This is a genomic window from Sulfitobacter sp. R86518 (genome assembly GCF_042466275.1).
GTDB classification, from domain to species: Bacteria; Pseudomonadota; Alphaproteobacteria; order Rhodobacterales; family Rhodobacteraceae; genus Sulfitobacter; species Sulfitobacter pontiacus.
The window spans coordinates 135239-155597 of record NZ_JAXHCA010000010.1; the positions used below are offsets into that span (position 1 = coordinate 135239).

Below are 20359 nucleotides of genomic sequence, written 5' to 3' on the forward strand. Positions count from 1 at the left end.
CGAATTGACACTTGGTCCAAGATGTATCAGTGCGCTATATAATAAGGTTAACATATTAAAAGCGGACAAGACATGCGTACCAAGATCAACCCTGACAGCTTTGGTTTCCTTATCAGCGACATCGGCAGGCTCAGCCGTGGCGTGTTCGAGCGCGAGATCGAAGCCGCCGAGCTTCCTGTGACGGCGGCAGAGGCACGGGTGCTGGCGCATATGGCGCGCTGCGGGGCGACGCGGCAGCATATGCTGGCTGAAAGTCTTGGCATGACGCCGATGAGCCTCACGGGGTTTCTGGACCGTCTGGAAGCGGCAGAGCTGATTGCCCGTACCGCAGACCCGAATGACCGCCGCGCCAAGATCGCGTCCCTGACCCCGCGAGCCAATGACATCCTGTCGCAGATCGCACAGGCCGGTGCACGGGTAGAGACGATCATTTCGGAAGGATTGACGCCAGAGCAGTGGCAGACCTTTCGCGCCACGGCCCTGACCCTGCGACAGAACCTGTCAGCCTCACGCGGGGCGACGTGCAAATCCGAGGCTGCCGAATGACAACGCCCATTATGTCAGAACGGCGGGTCAGTCTGATCGGCGCGCTTCTGGTGGCCATCGGACCTGTGTCGATGGCCTTGTATACGCCCGCAATGACAGAGCTGGTGCGCGTCTTTGACACCACGGAATCCGCGATCAAGCTGACGCTGACGCTTTATTTCGGGGGCTTCGCCTGCGCGCAGCTGATCGCGGGGCCGTTGTCGGATGCGCTTGGACGGCGGCCGATCACGATTGCCTTCATGGCGCTTTATTGTGTGGCCAGTGTCGCTGCGACCCTGTCGCCCACGGTAGAGGTTCTGATGGGCGCGCGTTTCCTGCAAGGCATCGGTGCCTCCGCGGGCATCGCGATCTCGCGGGCATTGGTGCGGGATCTGTTCACCGATGACCGGTCGTCGCGGATCATGAACCTGATCGGGATTATTCTAGCTCTTGGTCCGGCGCTGGCCCCGACCATCGGGGGGCTGATGCTGCCGGTGTTTGGTTGGCAGTCGATTTTCTTGCTGATGACCGTGATCGGTTTCCTCGTGATCTGGGTCGCGCTTTTTTCCATGAAAGAAACCGTGACCGCAGACCCCTCGCGCCTGAATTTCAAGGCACTTGGCCGGACCTACAAGGCTTTGCTCAGCAATCCGCAGTTCCTATCCGCCGCTTTGGTGATGGGCGGTGCACTTGGGGCGCTCTATGCGCAGGCGACGTTCCTGCCGTTTATCCTGATGGACGAGGTCGGGCTGACGCCTGCGCAATTCGGGGCGTCGATGTTGGCGCAATCGGGCAGCTTCTTTACCGCGTCCTTGTTGGTGCGTCAGCTGATGGGCCGGTTTTCGGCAGACCGGCTGGTCGGGCCGGGGCTGGTGTTTGTGGCCTTGGGCAGTCTGGGGACGTTAACCCTGCTGCTTTGGCCGCCGAGCTTTCTGCATGTGATGGTGCCGGTCGCGACCTATTCTTTCGGGATTGCCTTTGTGATGCCTGCCATGTCCACCGCGGCACTTGCCCCCTTTGGGCGGGCTGCGGGGGCGGCGGCGTCGATGCTGGGCTTTATCCAGATGGGGTCCGGTTTGTTGGTCGGGTCGCTTGGTGCCTTGCTGGGCAATGCGCTTTTGGCTATGGCAACCCTAATCCCGATGATGGGCGCGGTAGCTTGCGTGTCGTTTCTGGTTTATCGCAAGATCCAGCCTCGGCCCGCAGCCGCTGCACCGGCAGAAACCCGTGCCACCTGCGGGCCCAAGGTGACGGCGCCGTCGCCCGTGTCGGCACCGGAAAAATAGGGCAATTTGTCCGCCCCATCCACAGCACCCCGCGGTGGTGCTTTCGATTTGAACTAAAAGACAGGATCGTCAGAATGTACTCCTTGATCTCCGGGCTGCGCTGCGCCGCCCTTGCAACGGCTATTTGTGTGGTGTCTGTCCCCGCAACGGCGCAGCAGGGCGAACGCCCGCCCGCTGCCGTCACCGTCATGACGATGCAGCCGCAGGATGTGCAGCTTGCCACAACCTTGCCCGGACGCGTTGTCGCTTCTGCCGAGGCAGAGGTACGCCCGCAGGTGGCCGGCATCATCACAGAACGTCTGTTTGCCGAGGGTGAGCCCGTGGCGGAAGGCGATGTGCTGTTTAAAATTGATCCCATCGTTTACGAGGCGGCTGTCGCGCAGGCGCAGGCATCGGTTGCGCAGGCACAGGCGCAAGCCAGCTCTGCCGAGCGTGAAGCCAAGCGGCTCGAGGAACTGTCCTCGCGCAATGTTGCCAGCGATCAGGCGCTGGATGCGGCGGTAGCGGCACGCGACAGCGCGGCGGCTTCGCTTCAGGCGGCGCAGGCGGGGCTGCGCTCTGCCCAGATCGAGCTGGATCACACACAGGTCCGCGCCCGTCTATCGGGCGAGATCGGGCGGTCCCTGACCAGCCCCGGTGCCTTGGTGACCAACAGTCAGGCCAGCCCGCTGGCCGTGATCCGCAACATTGATCCGGTCTATGTCGATGTTACGCAATCAGCGGCCGAGCTGCTGGATTGGCGGCGCGGCAATGCGGAAAAGCGCCTTGGCGATACCCCGCGCGAGGTCAAGCTGACGCTGGCCGATGGCAGTATCTATGACCAGACCGGTACGCTGACCGCCGCCGAACCGGATGTGGACCAGCAAACCGGCGTCGTCGTGCTGCGGATGGCCTTTGACAACCCCGACCGTCTGCTCCTGCCGGGCATGTATGTGCGCGTTGAAATGCCCACGGGGATCGCGAAAGGTGCCTTCCTTGTCCCGCAAGAAGCCGTAAGCCGCGACCGTCGCGGGCAGCCGCTGGCGATGGTGGTGAACGGCGACAACGTCGTCGAACAGCGCCAGTTGACCGTGCTGCAGGACCGCGGATCGGACTGGATCGTGAGCGAGGGGCTATCGGCGGGCGACCGTGTGATCGTGATGGGGCTGCAAAAGGCCGCGCCCGGTGCGACCGTTACTCCGCAAGAGCAAGCCGCCCCAGACGCCAAGTCCGAGGACGCCGCACCGGCACCCGCCGAATAACCAAAAGCCGGAGCGTTTTGCATGGCCCGTTTCTTTATTGACCGCCCCATCTTCGCATGGGTGATTTCGATTTTCATCATGGGTATCGGCGTCTTGTCGATCCTCAACCTACCCGTGGCGCAATACCCGCAGATCGCGCCGCCCTCTGTGGCTGTGCGCGCGTCCTATCCCGGTGCCTCGGCGCAGACGGTGGCCAATACGGTGACGCAGGTGATCGAACAGCAGATGACCGGTCTGGACGGGCTGCGCTATATCTCGTCTTCGTCCACCAGCGAAGGCGGGGCGAGCATTACGCTGACGTTCGAGACCGGCACAGATGTCGATATCGCGCAGGTGCAGGTGCAGAACAAACTGTCACAAGCCTCTGCCTTGTTGCCGGAACCGGTGCAGCGGCAGGGGATCACGGTGCAAAAATCCTCTGCCGGCTTCTTGATGGTGATCGGGCTGATTGGCGAGAACGGGAAGTATGACGCCACCGACCTTGGCGATTACATGCAATCCAATCTGGTGAACGAGATCAGCCGCGTCGAAGGCGTGGGCAGCGTACAAGTGTTCGGGGCGCAATACGCGATGCGCATCTGGCTTGATCCGGTGAAGCTCGCCGCGTTTGAATTGACCCCGTCCGACATCGTGGCAGCGGTTTCGGCCGAGAACGCGCAGATTTCAGCGGGATCCTTTGGCAGCCGTCCTGCCGTCGAAGGGCAGGCGCTGAACGCCACGATCACCGCGCAATCCCTGCTGACCAGCCCCGAGGATTTCCGCCAGATCGTATTGCGCGCGGAAACCGACGGCGGGCTGGTGCTGCTGAATGATGTCGCGCGGGTCGAGATCGGGTCGGAAAGCTATGCCACGATCTCGCGCTACAACCGCAATGCGGCGACCGGCATGGCGGTCAGCCTTGCCCCCGGTGCCAACGCGCTGGATACAGCCGCCGCTGTCGAACAGCGGATCGAGGAACTGTCGGCGTTCTTCCCCGAAGGCGTGAGCTATGTCGTGCCCTTCGATACGACGCCCTTCGTGAAAATCTCTATCGAAGAGGTGATCAAGACCCTGATCGAGGCGATCGTGCTGGTCTTTATCGTGATGTATCTGTTCTTGCAGAACATCCGCGCCACCTTGATCCCGACGCTGGCGGTGCCGGTCGTCTTGCTGGGCACCTTTGGCGTGCTCGCGGCCTTTGGCTTTTCGATCAACACGCTGACGATGCTGGGCATGGTGCTGGCGATTGGCCTGCTCGTCGATGACGCGATTGTGGTCGTCGAGAACGTCGAACGGATCATGGAGCAGGAACACATTGGCCCGCTTGAGGCGACGCGCAAGTCGATGGACCAGATCACCGGCGCCCTGATCGGGATCGCGGTGGTTCTGTCGGCGGTATTTGTGCCGATGGCGTTTTTCCCCGGCTCGACGGGGGTGATCTATAAGCAGTTCTCGATCACCATCATCTCGGCGATGACGCTGTCGGTGGTGGTCGCGTTGACCCTGACGCCCGCGCTTTGTGCGTCCCTGCTCAAGCAGGGTAGCCACGAGAAGCGGCGCGGGTTCTTTGGCCTGTTCAACCGCGGTTTTGACAAGACGCTTGGTGGGTATACCGGCACGGTGGGCTGGCTCGTGCGGCGACCGCTGCGGGTCGGGCTGGTCTATCTGGCGATCATCGCGGCGATGGTGTTCTTGTTCATGCGCACGCCTGCAGGCTTCCTGCCGGCCGAGGATCAGGGCACGCTGTTCACGCTGGTGCAGGCCCCCACGGGCGCGACGGCGGAACGCACGCTCGAGGTCATCAAACAGGTCGAGAACTACTATCTGGAAAACGAGGGCGACGTCGTTGAATCCGTCTTCGGCGTGGTGGGCTTCAGCTTTGCGGGCCAAGGGCAGAACCTTGGTCTGGTCTTCGTACGACTGCAAGACTGGGAGCAACGCACAGAGGCAGCGCAAAGCGTGCAGGCGGTGGCGGGGCGGGCCTTTGGTGCCTTCAGCCAGATACAGGACGCGATGGTCTTCCCCATCGTGCCGCCCTCGGTCAGCCAGCTTGGCAACGTGTCGGGCTTTGATTTCTACCTGCAAGGCCGCGGCGGTCAAAGCCACGAACAGCTGCTGGAGGCACGTAACCAGCTTTTGGGGATGGCGGCGCAAAGCCCGCTGATCGCCTCTGCCCGCCCCAGCGGGTTGGAAGATGCGGCGCAGTTCAATCTGGATATCGACTGGCGCCGCGCCGGTGCGATGGGGGTCAGTGCCACGGATGTGGGCAACCTGCTGACCGTCGCGTGGGCGGGTCGCTATGTGAACGACTTTGTCGATGAGGGGCGGATCAAACGGGTCTATGTGCAGGGCGAGGCCGCTGCCCGCGCGACCCCGTCGGATCTTGAGAAATGGCGCGTGCGTAATGACAGCGGGGGGCTGGTGCCCTTCTCTAACTTTGCCGAAGGAAGCTGGGCGTACGGGCCGCAGGGGGTGAACCGCTATAACGGTATCCCCGCGATGCAGATCCAGGGTTCCCCCGCCGAAGGGGTCAGCACAGGCGAGGCAATTGCAGAGCTTGAACGTCTGGTCACCCAGTTGCCCCCCGGCTTCCAGATCGCCTGGACTGGTTTGTCCTTGGAGGAACAGGAATCCGGCAACCAGGCCCCCTTGCTGTACGGTCTGTCCCTGGCGGCGATCTTCTTGGCGCTGGCGGCGCTTTATGAAAGCTGGTCGATCCCCTTTGCCGTGATGCTCGCCATGCCAATCGGCATTTTGGGGACCTTGACCGGCGCCTATCTGGGCGGGTTCGAAAACGGGGTGTTCTTTCAGGTCGGGCTGCTGACTGTGGTGGGTCTGACGGGGAAAAACGCGATCTTGATTGTCGAGTTTGCCCGCGACAGACGGCAAGAGGGCGAAAGCATCTTTGACGCCGCTGTCGACGCCGCGCGGCAACGGTTCCGCCCTATCATCATGACCTCTATGGCGTTCTCGCTTGGGGTATTGCCGCTGGTGCTCAGCACCGGTGCGGGCTCCGGTGGACGTACGGCGATTGGGGCCGGTGTGCTGGCCGGTACGATTGCCGCAACTGTTCTGGGGGTTCTTTTCGTGCCGTATTTCTTTGCGATGGTGGCGCGTTTCACCGGCAAGGATCCCGTCAAGGACACCACCGGCTAGGCACCACCTTGCTTTGATGAAGTCAGGACGGAGGCAACGGCGCGTCGCCTCCGTCTTTTGCGTTGGGGCACATTGACGCGCTGCTATTGCGGGCTAGTTCCCTCTGCGAGGGAAGCCCGAACATTCCACGCCAGCAGCCAACATCCAATAGGAGGAGCCAGCATGATAAATTTTACCCTGAACGGCAAAGAGGTGAGCGTCGACGCGCCCGATGACACGCCCCTCTTGTGGGTGCTGCGCGACGACCTGCGGCTGACCGGCACGAAATTCGGCTGTGGTATCGCGCAATGCGGTGCCTGCACGGTCGAGCTGAACGGCATGACCCGCCGCAGCTGCGTCACCCCGCTTTCTATGGTTGAAGGCTCCTATGTGACCACCATCGAAGGTGTCGACGGGCCAGAGGCCAAAGCGGTCCAAGCAGCATGGGAGGCGATCGACGTGCCCCAATGCGGCTGGTGCCAATCCGGTCAGGTGATGAGCGCCACGGCCCTGCTGCGCGAGATCCCGAACCCCACGGACGAGGATATCGACAATGCCATGGCCGGCAACATCTGCCGCTGCGCTACCTATGTCCGTATCCGCGAGGCGATCAAGAACGCCGCCAAAGAGCTGGAGGGGTAAGCCATGACCAATCTTAATCTTTCTCGCCGCGGTTTTCTGTCTACCGTTTCTGCCGGACTGGTGATCGGCGTTGTTCTACCCGAAAAATCGCGCGCCCAGTCCGGTGCCGCGACCGCCTTTGATCCGGCAGCCGATCCGGCCACATTCGCGCCGAACGCCTTTGTTCGTGTCGCCCCCGATGACACGGTGACGGTGCTGATCAAACATATCGAATTCGGGCAAGGGCCGAACACCGGCCTTGCGACCCTCGTGGCCGAGGAACTGGACGCCGACTGGTCGCAGATGCGTGCCGAAAGCGCGCCTGCCAATGACGAACTTTATGCCAACACGCTGTTCGGGTTGCAGGGCACAGGCGGGTCCACCGCGATGGCGAACAGCTATATGCAGATGCGCAAGGCCGGCGCCGCCGCCCGCGCGATGCTGGTTGATGCCGCCGCCGCCGAATGGGGCGTGCCCGCGTCCGAGATCACGATCTCGAAAGGGCGGATATCCCACCCCAACGGGACCGAGGCAGGCTTTGGTGCCTTCGCTGAAAAAGCCGCAACCATGACCGCCCCCGCCGAGCCCAAGCTGAAAGAGGCCAAGGATTTTACCCTGATCGGCACCGATGTTCCCAAGCTGGACACCCATGCCAAGACAACCGGTCAGGCCGAATACACGATGGATGTCTACCGCGAGGGGATGGAAACGGTCGTCGTGGCGCACCCCGATAAGATGGGTGCCGTTGTCGCCAGCTTTGATGATACCGACGCGCTGAAGGTGCCGGGTGTCATAGCGGCACGTGAGATCCCGCAAGGGGTCGCGGTTTATGCCAAGACCACCGGTGCCGCGCTCAAAGGGCGCGAGGCATTGCAGGTGACATGGGACGACAGCAAAGCCGAAACTCGGTCGAGCGCGCAGATCTATGCGGATTTCTCGCGTGCCGCTGCCGAAGGCGGTCGCGCCGCGGAAGAGGTTGGCGATGCCATGGCGGGGATCGACGGGGCCGCGCAGGTGATCGAGGCAGAGTTCCACTTTCCCTATCTTGCCCATGCCGCGCTTGAACCGCTTGATGCCGTGCTCGAGGTCACGGACGGCAAGGCGGAGCTTTGGATGGGCTCGCAATTCCCGTCGCTCGACAAGCCAACGCTGGCCGCCACCTTGGGGATCGATCCATCGGAGGTGCAGATCAACGTGATGTTCGCGGGCGGCAGCTTTGGCCGCCGCGCGCAGCCCACGGCCCATGTTGCCGCCGAAGTCGCCGAGATCGCGAAAGCCGCGGGCGGGAACGGGTCCTGGAAACTGCTCTGGACGCGCGAGGACGACATGATCGGCGGCTATTATCGCCCGCTAACCGTGCATAAGATGAAGGGCGGTCTGGACGCGAACGGCAATATCGTCGGGTGGCATGACGTGGTGGTGAACCAATCCATCATGGCCGGTGGTCCGATGGAAGGCATGATGAAAGACGGCATGGACCCCACGTCCTACGAGGGGGCCACCAAGATGCCCTACGACCTGCCCGCGCTGAAGGTGGACTGGGTCCGGCAGGATAGCCCCGTTTCCGTGCTCTGGTGGCGGTCGGTCGGCCATTCGCATACGGGTTACGCGACCGAGGTGTTTCTGGATCAACTGCTTGAGGCAGGGGGCAAAGACCCCGTTCAGGGGCGTCTGGACCTGATGAAAGGCGACGCAGGTCGCGACCGTGGCGTGTTGGAGAAAGTGGCCGCGCTGGCCGGTTGGGACGGCACCAAGGTGAAGGGGGATCGTGCCTACGGCGTTGCTGTGCACGAAAGCTTTAACACCTATGTGGCCCAGATCGTCGAAGTCTCGGATCAGAGCGGCTTCCCCAAGGTGCACAAAATCTGGTGCGCCGTTGACTGTGGCGTCGCCGTGAACCCCAATGTCATCCGCGCCCAGATCGAAGGCGGGGCGGGTTATGGTCTGGGATCGGTGCTGTTTGACGAGGTCACCCTTGGCGAAGGCGGCACCATCATGGAACGCAACTTTGACACCTACCGCATGCTGCGCATCAACGAGATGCCCGAGGTAGAGGTCGCTATCGTGCAAAGCGACAACGACCCCACCGGTATCGGCGAACCCGGCTTGCCGCCTGTCGGTCCGGCCGTTGCAAACGCGTGGCGTGCCCTGACGGGGCAAGCTGTCACCAAACTGCCCTTTACCAAATCTGTAGGAGTGTAAGTCATGAAAAATACGCTGAACATCATGGCCATCACTGCGCTGATGGCGGGCCCTGTCATGGCAGAGACCGTCAACGGTCTGCGCACGGTTGACGAATTTGACGCGATCGAGGGGGAGGCAGAACGCTCCACCGCGCTTTTCGAGGAAATGATGGTGGTGATCGGGCATCCACGTTGCCTGAATTGCCACCCCGTCGATAACTCTCCACGCCAAGGGATGGATATGCAGATGCACGAACCCCCCGTGGTACGCGGAGAGGCGGACTTTGGCGCGCCCGGTATGCGCTGCAACACCTGTCATGGCGAACAGAACTTTACCTTTGCCGCAGGGGGCGGGTCGATCCCGGGGCATACCCCTTGGCAACTGGCCCCGATTGAAATGGGCTGGATCGGCAAATCCGCTGCCGAAATCTGTGCCCAGATCAAGGACGAGGAACGCAATGGCGGTAAGACGCTGGAAGAGCTGCACGAGCACAACGCCGAAGACGGTCTGGTCGGCTGGGGGTGGCATCCGGGCGAGGGCCGCGAGCCCGCACCCGGCAGTCAGGAGATTTTTGGCGAGCTGACCAAGGCCTGGATCGAGACGGGTGCCGCCTGTCCCGCGGGATAACCGAGGTGACGAAATAGCAAAGGGCCGCGCAGGGATGCGCGGCCCTTTGTCTTTGCGCTGGTGTGGGGGGTTAGTCTTTGAACACCGCCAGCCCCAACCATTCGGCGACCATCGCGGGTGTCTCGACGCCTTCGATCTCGATCGTTAGCAGGTTCTCGCGCAGCATATCGGTAGCGTTGCGCGCCGTGACCTTTTGCAGCGTGAACCGCCCGCGCAGCCGCGACCCCGCCTTGACCGGGGTCAGGAACCGCAGCTTGTTCATGCCATAGTTAATGCCCATCACCTGTCCGGGCATCATGTTAAAGCAATCATAGGCAAAGCGGCTCGCCAGCGACAAGGTCAGGAACCCATGCGCAATCGTTCCGCCAAAGGGCGTTTCCGCAGCGGCGCGTTCAGGGTCGATGTGAATCCACTGCATGTCGTGGGTGGTTTTGGCAAATTGGTCGATCATCTCTTGATCCACCGTGATCCAGTCAGAGACCCCGACCTCGGTCCCGATCAGCGTTTCACTATGGGCAAGTGCCTCTTTCAATGCAGACATGTGATACTCCTTCAGGATGGGTCCGCGGCAACACGCACCATGCGCTTGCCCTTGTTCTCACCGGCCAGCAGGCCGATCAGCGCCTGTGGCGCGTTTTCCAATCCGTCGACGATGTCCTCGGTCACCTTGATCTGTCCCGCGTCGACCCAAGTCTGCAACGCGCGCAGCGCCTTGGCGTCGTTCTGGGTCCAGTCCATCACGATAAAGCCTTCCATCCGCAGACGTTTGACCACGACCAGACCGGGCAGGTTGCGCGGCCCGGTGGGGGTTTCGGTGTCATATTGGCTGACAGCACCACAGCAGACGATGCGGCCCTTTTCGTTCATCGCGAACAACGCGGCCTCGAGCACGGTGCCGCCGACGTTGTCGAAATAGACATCCACCCCGTCGGGGCAGGCAGCACGCAGGGCTTTGGACATGCCGGGGGCGCGGTAGTCGATGCAGGCGTCAAAGCCCAATTCCTCCGTCACCCATTTGCATTTCTCCGCTCCGCCCGCGATGCCCACGACCCGACAGCCAAGCGCCTTGGCGATCTGGCCGACATAGCCACCGACCGACCCTGCGGCTGCCGACACCAGCACGGTTTCACCCGCAACCGGTTGCCCGACAGAGATCAGCCCGTGATAGGCGGTTTTGCCCGCGATGCCGTAGACGGACATCAGGTTCGACAGCTGCGGCACCTTTGGCAGCTTCTCGCATTTGCGCGCATCGGCGACGACAAAGTTCGACCACGTTGCTTCTGACGCGACGATATCGCCAACGGCCAGACGGTCGCTATTGCTCTCGACGACCTCGCAGATGGCATAGGTCGGCATGGCGTCTCCGGCGTTGACCGCCGCGCGGTAGGTCGCGCCTTTCATCCATGACCGGTTGGCCGCGTCGATGGACATCAGGATCACCTTGAGCAGCACCTGACCGTCGCCTGCCACGGGCATATCCGCGGTGGTCTGTTTGAAATGCGCAGGCGTCAGCGAATCGCTGGGCAGCTCTGCGATGACAATCTGTGTGTTGGTCATTTTGAACGTCCTATCTGCTTATTGAACATCCAACACCACTTTGCCCTGCACCTTACGGTCCTGCATCAGGTTGAGAGCGTCGGCGGCTTTTTCCAGCGGATAGCGGGCAGAGATGCGCGGCTTGATCTGGCCACCCGCATACATACGGAACAGATCGGCCATGTTTTCGGCATGTACCTTGGGTTCGCGTGCCGTATGCGCGCCCCAGAAAACACCCATGATCTGCGAGCCCTTAAGCAGCGTCAGGTTCAACGGGATCTTGGGGATACCGGCAGGGAAGCCCACGACCAGATAGCGGCCTTTCCACGCCAGCGCGCGTACGGCGGGTTCGGCATAGGCGCCGCCCACGGCGTCATAAACCACATCGACACCCTCACCGCCCGACAGCTTCTTGATCTCGTCCGAGAAGGCTTTCTGCGTCGCACGGTCATCCATGTCGCGGCTGTAGATGATCGTCTCGTCCGCGCCCAGATCACGGCAGAACTGCGCCTTGTCTTCCGACGATACGGCAGCGATCACACGGGCACCGGCGGCTTTCGCCAGTTCGATCGCAGCCACGCCAACACCGCCCGCAGCGCCCATGATCAGCAAGGATTCGCCGGGCTGGATTTCGGCGCGGTTTTTCAGCGCGTGATGGGAGGTGCCATAGGTCAGCACCAGACATGACGCTTCGTCATATGGCATCGCATCGGGGATCTTCAGCACCCGTTCCGCGTCCACAATGATGTCTGTCGCAAAGCCGCCAAAGCCGGTCATCGCCAGCACCCGGTCGCCCACAGCAACGTTGGAAACGCCCTCTCCCACGGCGTCCACATCGCCTGAAACCTCGCCACCCGGCGCGAAGGGGCGGGGCGGCTTCATCTGGTAAAGATCCTTGATAATCAAGGTGTCAGGGAAGTTCAGCCCCGCTGCGCGGATGCGAATACGCACCTGACCTTTCTTCGGTTCAGGCTGTGGCATCTCTGTCAGTTCCAGCGTTTCGGGTCCGCCGGGGGCAGTGCTAAGCATGGCTTTCATCGGGTCATTCCTCCTCTAGATTTGCAAAGCAATAGGCGCGTTCAGAAACTGTCTTGTCAATCGAATTTCGAAATGCAATTTTGCAGTGCGGAATTGGAGTTCGCAAAACGAGGGGGGAGAAAAGATGCAGTCCGAACAGGAACTGGAGGGTTTCCGCGCGGAGCTGCGCGATTGGCTGGAGGCAAACTGCCCGGCCGAAATGCGCGGCGGTGAGCCGAGTGAAGCATCGATATGCTGGGGTGGCAAGAATTTTGAGTTCGAATCCGACGCGCAGCGCGTCTGGATGGAGCGCGCCGCGTCCAAGGGCTATACCGTGCCTACATGGCCCGTCGAATACGGCGGGGCGGGGATGAACCGCGCGCAGGAAAAGATATTCAAAGAAGAGATGGACCGGATCGAGGCGCGCAACCCGTTGCAAAGCTTTGGCATCTGGATGCTTGGGCCCGCCTTGCTGCACTTTGGCACGCATGAACAGAAACTGCATTATTTGCCCCCGATCGCCCGCGGTGAAATCCGCTGGTGTCAGGGCTATTCCGAGCCGGGGGCCGGGTCGGATCTGGCCAGTGTCCAGACCAAAGGCGAGGACAAGGGCGATCATTGGCTGGTAAATGGTCAGAAAATCTGGACCTCCTACGCCGATAAAGCCGACTGGATTTTCGCGCTGATCCGTACGGATCGTGACGCGCCCAAGCACAAAGGTATCTCCTTTCTGCTGATCGATATGGAAGACGCAGGCGTCGAGACCCGCCCGATCAAGCTGATCTCTGGCGCGTCGGTCTTCTGCGAGACGTTCTTTACCAATGTGAAGGTGCCCAAGGACCGGATCGTCGGCGAAGAGAACCGCGGTTGGGACGTGGCGAAATACCTGCTGACCCACGAGCGCGAGATGATCTCGGGCGGGGGGCAGGGCCTGTCGGGCGGTCGTGCGCTTGGGGCGGTGCTGAATAAATCTCTGGCCGAGGGGCAAGAGATGGACACCGTGCTGCGCGCCGATGCGATGCGCTGCGAGGTGGACGCGCTTGCCATTGGCCTCACGCTGGAACGCTACAAGGATCAGGCCGAGGCCGGCACTGGCGCGGGGGATGCCTCGGCGATGCTGAAATACATGGGCACAGAGCTGAACATGCAGCGCCACGAATTGCTGATGGCCGCGGGTGGCAGCGACGCGCTGGAATGGGACGGGCCTTTAGGCAACCGTCCCGCGGACTGGCTGCGGACTAAGGCCAATTCAATCGAAGGCGGCACGAGCGAGGTGATGCTGAGCATTATCTCCCGCCGCGTGCTTGGGCTTCCGGGGTAAGATCATGGTAAAACTAGTATTAACTGAAGACGAAACCATGCTGGCCAACTCGGCGCGCGGTTTTATTGATAAATCCGCCCCCGTCAAAGCGTTCCGTGACTTGCGCGATGCCGGGCAGACCCATGACGCGAAGATGTGGAAAGAGATGGCCGCGATGGGATGGGCCGGTGTGCTGGTCCCTGAAAGTGCGGGTGGCGTTGATATGGGCCATGCTGCTGCGGGTATTCTGGCGCAGGAGATGGGCAAGACGCTGGCCGTCAGCCCGTTCCTTTCGACGGCGGTGATCGCGGCGACAGCCCTGCGCCACGTCAGCGATGCGCGCGCCGAGGCCGCGCTGGCCAAGATTGCCAGCGGCGACGCGACCTATGCCTTAGCGGTGGATGAGACATCGAAGTTCAACCCCGATGCGACGGCAATGACCGCCACGGCGGAAGGCAATGGTTTTCGCCTGACGGGCAAGAAGACCTTTGTCGTCGATGGTGCTTTGGCGGACCGTTTGCTGGTGCTGGCCAAGACAGACAACGGGCTGACCCTGTTCGACATTCCCGCGGACCGCGCAGGCATCACACGCAACGCGCAGAACATGATCGACGCACGCGATTCCGCGCGGATCGATTTTGATAACGTCGAAGCGACGGGCGATGATGTGTTGGGTCAGGTCGATGACGCCATGACCGTGCTGAAACCCGCGATCGAGGCAGGGCAGGCCGCCCTCGCCGCCGAGATGGCAGGCGTTGCTGCGGGCGCCTTTGGCATGACCGTGGGCTACCTGAAAGAACGCAAGCAGTTCGGCACGTTGATCGGCACCTTCCAGGCCTTGCAACACCGCGCCGCCCATCTGTGGTGCGAGACGGAAGTCACCGCCTCTGCCGTGTTGCACGCGGGGCGCAAGCTGGACGAAGACCCCGACAATGCGACAATGGCCGTGTCGCTCGCCAAGGCCCGTGCGACATCGACCGCCAAGCTGGCGGTGATCGAAGGAGTGCAAATGCATGGCGGGATCGGCATGACGGACGCTTTCGACATCGGTTTTTACATGAAGCGCGCCCGTGTGGGTGCCGAATGGCTCGGGGACTACGGCTATCACGCTGCCCAGGTTGCCAAGCACAAAGGATTCTAAGGCATGGATATTCAAACACTTTTCGGCCTAGAGGGTAAAACCGCGCTGGTCACAGGCGGGGCGACCGGGATTGGCCGTATGGCCGCCGAGGCGCTGGTGCGTGCCGGCGCCCGCGTGTTGATCGCCAGCCGTAAGGGCGAGGCCTGCGAGGCCGTGGCGAAAGAACTGAATGCGCTCGGGGCCTCTGGCTCTGCCGAGGGGTTCGCAGGCGATGTCGGCACCGAGGAAGGTGTCGATGCAATGGTCGCTGCCGTGAAGGACCGCACCGAGAGCCTTGATATCCTGATGAACAACGCGGGCATCACCTGGGGCGCGCCTTTGGGTGATTTCCCGTTCAAGGCCTGGGGCAAGGTCATGGACGTGAACGTCGCGGGACTGTTCGATCTGACGCAAAAACTGCTGCCGCTGCTCAAGGCAAACGCGACGATCGACGATCCGGCACGGGTGGTGAACGTCGGATCGGTGATGGGCGAACGCGAGATGGGCGATGGCGCCTACAGCTACTCTGCCTCGAAGGCCGCGGTGATCCACCTGAGCAAGATCCTCGCCAAGGAACTGGCAGGTGACGCGATCACCGTGAACGCCTTGGCCCCCGGACCCTTCGTGTCGCGGATGACCGCCTTTGCGACCCACGACGAGGATATGCGCAACAAGGTGGGCGAAGACGTCCCCCTGCGCCGCGTCGGAACCGATACGGATATCGCGGGCTGCATGTTGTTCCTTTGCGGCAAGGGCGGTGCCTATATCACCGGCGCGATCGTCCCCGTCAGCGGCGGCATCAACGTGATGAGCGGGCCGAACATCTTTGAACAAGCACTGCACTAAGGGGCGATGATGGATATTCGTTTTGACAACCGCGTCGCTATTGTCACCGGCGCGGGCACGGGCCTAGGGCGCAGCCATGCGCTTGGCCTCGCGGCACGCGGCGCAAAGGTTATGGTCAATGATCTGGGCGTGACAACCGACGGGCAAGGGTCTTCGTCGGCGGCTGCCGAAGCCGTCGCGCAGGAAATCCGCGACGCGGGCGGCGAGGCGATGGCGCATGGCTGTGATGTCTCGGACGAGGCCGGTGTCAAGGATATGGTCGCGCAGGTCATGGACGCCTGGGGCCGTATCGACATTCTGGTGAACAACGCAGGCATCCTGCGGGACAAGACGTTTTCCAAGATGGAGATGTCTGATTTCCGCAAGGTCGTCGACGTGCATCTGATCGGGTCTGCGAATGTGACCCATGCTTGCTGGCCGATCATGCGCGAACAGAAATACGGGCGCATTGTGCTGACATCCTCGGCCTCGGGGCTGTATGGCAACTTTGGTCAATCCAACTACGGTGCGGCCAAAGCGGCGATGGTGGGGCTGATGAACGTGCTGCATCTGGAAGGCGCGCGTGACAATATCCGCGTCAACACGCTGGCCCCCACAGCGGCCACGCGGATGACCGCCGATCTGCTGCCCGAACAGGCCCAAGCCCTGCTGGCCCCCGAAACGATCACCCCCGGCCTGCTGTACCTCGTCAGCGAGGACGGCCCCAGCCGTGTGATCCTTGGGGCAGGGGCGGGCGGCTTTGCCCAGACCCGAATTTACGAAACGGAAGGCGTGACCTTGACCGGCGACGAGAATACCCCTGAAGGTGTCGCATCCGCTTTCGACAAAATCACCGACGCAGGCGGCCAGCAAGAGCTGACCGATGCCTTTAGTCAAACGAAGAAATACGCGCTCAATGCAGCCAAGGCCCAAGGTCTTGATCTGGATTGGGGCTAACAGACGAACTTTCAAAGGGAGATCACCATGCGTGACGCAGTAATCGTATCCACCGCCCGTACCCCGATCGGCAAAGCCTATCGCGGTGCGTTCAACGCCACCACACCACAGGCGCTTGCCGCCCACGCCATCGAGAACGCCGTGAAGCGCGCGGGTCTTGACGGGTCGGAAATCTCTGACTGTGTCATCGGTTCCGCCTTGCAGCAGGGACATCAGGCGGGCAACATCGCGCGTCAGGCCGCCATCCGCGCAGGCCTGCCCGTGACCGTTGCAGGCATGTCGCTGGACCGTCAGTGTGCATCCGGCATGATGGCAATCGCCACCGCGGCCAAGCAGGTGATCACCGACGGGATGGACATTGTCATCGGCGGCGGTGTCGACAGCATCTCCCTCGTGCAAACGCCAGAGATGCGCGTCAGCGCCGACCCATGGCTCAAGCAGAACAAGCCCGAAATCTACATGACCATGCTGGAAACAGCCGAAAACGTGGCAGAGCGCTATAACGTGAGCCGCGAAGCGCAGGACGAATACGCGGCGCGCAGCCAAGAGCTGACGCACCAAGCGCAACAGGCCGGCCGCTTTGACGACGAAATCGTCGCGATGACCACCACGATGATGGTTCAGGACAAAGAGACCAAAGAGATTTCCAAGCACGAAGTCACTTTGGAAAAAGACGAGGGCAACCGCCCCGGCACCACGGCGGAAAGCCTTGCCGGTCTGAAGCCCGTGTTCAAAGACGGCATCCACCTGCCCGAAGGCAAGTTCATCACCGCGGGCAACGCCTCGCAGCTGTCCGATGGTGCCTCTGCCGCCGTGGTCATGGAAGCGAAAGAAGCCGAACGTCGCGGTCTTCAGCCACTGGGTCGCTACGTTGGCGTGATGGCCGCAGGCTGCGAGCCCGATGAGATGGGTATCGGCCCGATCTATGCCGTGCCAAAGCTGCTGGAAGCGCACGGGCTCAAGATCGAAGACATCGGTCTGTGGGAACTGAACGAAGCCTTTGCCTGTCAGGTGATCGCATCGCGCGACAAGCTGGGCATCCCGGACGAGCTGTTGAACGTCGACGGCGGCGCGATCTCTATCGGTCACCCCTACGGCATGTCCGGCGCGCGCATGGTTGGCCACGCGCTGATCGAAGGCAAGCGTCGCGGTGCCAAATACGTTGTCTGCACCATGTGTGTTGGCGGCGGCATGGGGGCTGCTGGCCTCTTTGAGGTTCTGTAAACCATCATGGGAGAGCTACTGGTCATCCGCCACGGTCAGGCGTCTTTTGGGGCTGACAACTATGACAAGTTGTCGGACCTCGGGCACCGGCAATCCGAGGCCGTCGGCCAGTTGCTCCGCGATACCGGATGGGTGCCGGACCGGACAATCACCGGCACCCTGACCCGTCAGAAAGAAACGCTTGCCTCGATGGGATTCGAGGCAGGCGACACCCACCCCGGCCTGAATGAGTATGATTTTCAGAACCTGCTGGACGCGCGCTATAAAGGGGCGGTTCCGGAACTGGTCAAGGGCGACCGCAAGGTGCATTTCCGTACCCTGCGCGAAACCGTCTTTCAGTGGCAGGCAGACGAGATCGAAGGCCCCGCCGAGACATGGGCCAATTTCACCGACCGCGTGGAAGCCGCCCGTCTGATCGCCTGTGCCGAAGGGGCGGAGCGCGTGCTTGCCGTAAGCTCCGGTGGGGTGATCGGGCAGCTGACGGCGGCGTCTCTCGGCGCACCGCATAAAATGATGATGACCTTGAACCTGCAGATCAAGAACACATCCATCACCAAATTCGTCTTCACCAAATCCGCGTTTTTCCTTCATGAATTCAACGCGACCCCGCATCTGATGTCAGCCGAGACCGCTGACATGCTGACCTATAGTTAAGGAACGGTAGCCATGAGCACAGACACCCAGACACTCGATATTCCGATGGTCAGCGCCTATCTGGAAAAACACCTTGAGGGCTTTGAAGGCCCGCTTGAGGTCTCCAAGTTCCAGGCTGGTCAGTCCAACCCGACGTTCCTGCTGAAAACCCCGTCGCGTAACTATGTGCTGCGTCGCAAACCGCCGGGGGTTCTGTTGAAATCCGCACACGCGGTTGATCGTGAGTTCCGCGTGCAAAAGGCGTTGCAGGATACCGATGTGCCCGTGTCGAAAATGCACCTGCTGTGCGAAGACGACGATGTGATCGGGTCGGCGTTCTACATCATGGATCATATCGACGGGCGCAACTTCATGGACCCGCGCATGCCCGACATGGACAAGGCAGGCCGCGCTGGCGTGATTGACGAGATGAACCGCGTGCTTGCCGCCCTGCACGAGGTGGACATCGACGCGGTGGGTCTGTCGGATTACGGCCCCCCCGGTAACTATTATGAACGTCAGGTCGCCCGCTGGACCAAGCAATACCGCGCGTCCGAAACCGAAGACCTGCCCGCGATGAACAAGCTGATCGAAAAGCTGACCGCCAGCATCCCTGCGGATGACGGGCAGCGCACGCTGGTGCATGGTGATTACCGTATCGACAATATGATGTTCGAGAAAGACGGCACCAAATGTCTGGCCATTCTGGACTGGGAACTGTCGACCATTGGCCACCCATACGCTGACCTTGCGGCCGTTATCATGCAGTGGCAGATGCCCGCGGGCACCGAAGGGCGCGGCTTTGGCGGTGTGGACCGCGCAGCGCTTGGCGTGCCGAGTGATGCCGAATTCATCGCCAAATACTGCGAACGCCGCGGGCTGGACGGGATCGACAACTTTGGCTTCTACCTCGCCTTTTGCTTCTTCCGCATGGCCGGGATCATTCAGGGCGTATTGAAACGCGCGCTGGACGGCAATGCCTCCAACCCCGAGCGGGCGATGAAGGTCGGGGCCTATGTCCCTGTGTTTGCGGAAAACGGGCTTAAAGCGCTGGAAGGCAAGTAAGATGGCCTCCAACGAGTTCGCGACAGATCCGGCAGAGACGAAGGACAGAAACTTTGTCACGGCGCTTGCCCGCGGGCTGGATGTGTTGCGCTGCTTTCGGGAAAACGAAACAGCCCTGACCAACACGGATTTCTCCGAACGGACAGGGCTGCCCAAGGCGACGGTGTCGCGCTTGACCCATACGCTGGTGGAACTGGACTATCTTGTCGCCGATGCCCGCACCGGCACCTATCGGCTGGGCGCAGGGGTGCTGCAGCTTGGCTTTGGCGTGCTGTCGAGTATGGAGATCGGCGACCGCGCGCAGGAAGAGATGCGCAAGCTGCGCGACGGGCCCAATTCCTACGTCACCATCGCGATCGGAGAGGTCCACCGGCTGGACGTTGTCTATATCGCGACCAAACGCTCGCGCGAAGATGTCGCGTTGCAAATTCGCGTCGGGTCACGGCTGCCGCTGTTTGATTCCGCCATTGGTCGCGCAATCCTGACCGGCATGTCCGACGAAAGCCGCGACCGCGCGTTCCGCTATGCTGCAGCCGAAGGACCCGAGTTCGAAACCCGCGCGCGCGACAGCTATGCCGCAGCGATGACAGAGTTTGCAGATAAGGGATTTTGTTCAAGCTATGGCGATTGGCGTCCTGATGTGAACGGCATCGCGGTGCCCGTGTTTTCGCCCAACGGATCGCAGGTTTACGGGCTGAATGTGGGCGGTCCCGCTTTCCACGTGAAGAAACGGCAGCTTGAAACGACCTATGCACAGCTTTTGTCAGCAGCGGCGCAAGCCATCAGCATCCGGTTTTAGGGTGTGGACCCGCGGGGCGGGAGAATCAACTTGGCCGGTCGTATAGATTTCAACCACCGCGGCCAGCAGCTTCGTTCCAGTGGCTGGAATTGGCAAATCTGCGGTGCCATGACAATTGTCAGGATCGCACCCGCCGCCGCAAATTTTTTTTGAATAGTGTTCAGCGGACATCTGTCAGGCACCGCGTAAAAACTGATCAGCCGTCACAATCTTGTGCAATTCATTAATACATTTATTTTCAAATGCTTATTTCTGACCCTGCGTCAAAAAACGGCAGCGGGCAAA

At 61.5% G+C, this 20359-nt stretch carries 18 protein-coding genes; 15 read left to right on the top strand and 3 right to left on the bottom strand.

What is annotated here, in order from left to right:
- Window positions 1-72: 72 nt before the first annotated feature.
- From SJY36_RS18745 to SJY36_RS18775, 7 genes are all read left to right on the top strand, one after another.
- Window positions 73-546 (top strand): MarR family winged helix-turn-helix transcriptional regulator, encoded by a 474-nt coding sequence (locus SJY36_RS18745; protein WP_005849095.1) that lies wholly within the window; start codon window positions 73-75, stop codon window positions 544-546.
- Window positions 543-1811 carry a multidrug effflux MFS transporter gene (locus SJY36_RS18750; protein WP_064216649.1) on the top strand — a complete coding sequence of 423 codons (1269 nt, stop codon included), beginning with the start codon at window positions 543-545 and terminating at the stop codon, window positions 1809-1811. The genes SJY36_RS18745 and SJY36_RS18750 overlap by 4 nt, the downstream gene beginning before the upstream one ends.
- Window positions 1812-1885: 74 nt before the next feature.
- Window positions 1886-3052: an efflux RND transporter periplasmic adaptor subunit gene (locus tag SJY36_RS18755; RefSeq protein WP_386176853.1), complete on the top strand. Its 1167-nt coding sequence runs from the start codon at window positions 1886-1888 to the stop codon at window positions 3050-3052.
- A 21-nt stretch (window positions 3053-3073) separates the two neighbouring features.
- Window positions 3074-6187: an efflux RND transporter permease subunit gene (locus SJY36_RS18760; RefSeq protein WP_386176854.1), complete on the top strand. Its 3114-nt coding sequence runs from the start codon at window positions 3074-3076 to the stop codon at window positions 6185-6187.
- Between the two features lie 162 nt (window positions 6188-6349).
- A complete protein-coding gene (locus SJY36_RS18765) occupies window positions 6350-6808 on the top strand; it encodes a (2Fe-2S)-binding protein (protein ID WP_009824309.1) in 459 nt (152 codons plus the stop codon).
- Between the two features lie 3 nt (window positions 6809-6811).
- Window positions 6812-8989 (top strand): molybdopterin cofactor-binding domain-containing protein, encoded by a 2178-nt coding sequence (locus SJY36_RS18770; protein WP_386176855.1) that lies wholly within the window; start codon window positions 6812-6814, stop codon window positions 8987-8989.
- A 3-nt stretch (window positions 8990-8992) separates the two neighbouring features.
- Window positions 8993-9598 (top strand): hypothetical protein, encoded by a 606-nt coding sequence (locus SJY36_RS18775; RefSeq protein WP_005849102.1) that lies wholly within the window; start codon window positions 8993-8995, stop codon window positions 9596-9598.
- A gap of 70 nt (window positions 9599-9668) precedes the next feature.
- On the opposite strand, the gene SJY36_RS18780 is transcribed toward SJY36_RS18775, so the two are convergent.
- The 3 genes from SJY36_RS18780 to SJY36_RS18790 are packed head-to-tail and all read right to left on the bottom strand — an operon-like array spanning window position 9669 to window position 12172.
- Entirely contained in the window at window positions 9669-10139 is a 471-nt protein-coding gene (locus tag SJY36_RS18780) for a MaoC family dehydratase (RefSeq protein WP_005849103.1), read from the bottom strand.
- Window positions 10140-10150: 11 nt separating this feature from the next.
- Window positions 10151-11155, bottom strand: coding sequence for an NADP-dependent oxidoreductase (locus SJY36_RS18785; protein ID WP_317938950.1), 1005 nt, complete (start codon window positions 11153-11155; stop codon window positions 10151-10153).
- A gap of 18 nt (window positions 11156-11173) precedes the next feature.
- The gene (locus tag SJY36_RS18790; RefSeq protein ID WP_074636819.1) at window positions 11174-12172 is read right to left on the bottom strand and encodes an NADPH:quinone oxidoreductase family protein; all 999 of its coding nucleotides are present in this window, start codon (window positions 12170-12172) and stop codon (window positions 11174-11176) included.
- A gap of 124 nt (window positions 12173-12296) precedes the next feature.
- Between SJY36_RS18790 and SJY36_RS18795 the strand changes: the two genes are divergently transcribed.
- Genes SJY36_RS18795 through SJY36_RS18830 form a run of 8 tightly spaced genes read left to right on the top strand, consistent with a single transcriptional unit; the run spans window position 12297 to window position 20074 of the window.
- Window positions 12297-13472, top strand: a complete 1176-nt coding sequence (locus SJY36_RS18795) for an acyl-CoA dehydrogenase family protein (protein ID WP_386176856.1) — start codon at window positions 12297-12299, stop codon at window positions 13470-13472.
- A gap of 4 nt (window positions 13473-13476) precedes the next feature.
- Window positions 13477-14592 carry an acyl-CoA dehydrogenase family protein gene (locus SJY36_RS18800; RefSeq protein ID WP_386176857.1) on the top strand — a complete coding sequence of 372 codons (1116 nt, stop codon included), beginning with the start codon at window positions 13477-13479 and terminating at the stop codon, window positions 14590-14592.
- A gap of 3 nt (window positions 14593-14595) precedes the next feature.
- The gene (locus SJY36_RS18805; RefSeq protein WP_009824304.1) at window positions 14596-15417 is read left to right on the top strand and encodes an SDR family oxidoreductase; all 822 of its coding nucleotides are present in this window, start codon (window positions 14596-14598) and stop codon (window positions 15415-15417) included.
- A 9-nt stretch (window positions 15418-15426) separates the two neighbouring features.
- On the top strand, window positions 15427-16353 hold the full coding sequence (locus SJY36_RS18810) for an SDR family NAD(P)-dependent oxidoreductase (RefSeq protein ID WP_386176858.1): 927 nt from the start codon (window positions 15427-15429) through the stop codon (window positions 16351-16353).
- A gap of 27 nt (window positions 16354-16380) precedes the next feature.
- Window positions 16381-17577, top strand: a complete 1197-nt coding sequence (locus SJY36_RS18815; RefSeq protein ID WP_005848837.1) for an acetyl-CoA C-acyltransferase — start codon at window positions 16381-16383, stop codon at window positions 17575-17577.
- Window positions 17578-17583: 6 nt separating this feature from the next.
- On the top strand, window positions 17584-18231 hold the full coding sequence (locus SJY36_RS18820; protein WP_005848839.1) for a histidine phosphatase family protein: 648 nt from the start codon (window positions 17584-17586) through the stop codon (window positions 18229-18231).
- Between the two features lie 12 nt (window positions 18232-18243).
- Window positions 18244-19275 (top strand): phosphotransferase family protein, encoded by a 1032-nt coding sequence (locus SJY36_RS18825; RefSeq protein ID WP_386176859.1) that lies wholly within the window; start codon window positions 18244-18246, stop codon window positions 19273-19275.
- Between the two features lies 1 nt (window position 19276).
- The gene (locus SJY36_RS18830) at window positions 19277-20074 is read left to right on the top strand and encodes an IclR family transcriptional regulator (RefSeq protein ID WP_074636808.1); all 798 of its coding nucleotides are present in this window, start codon (window positions 19277-19279) and stop codon (window positions 20072-20074) included.
- Window positions 20075-20359 lie beyond the last annotated feature (285 nt).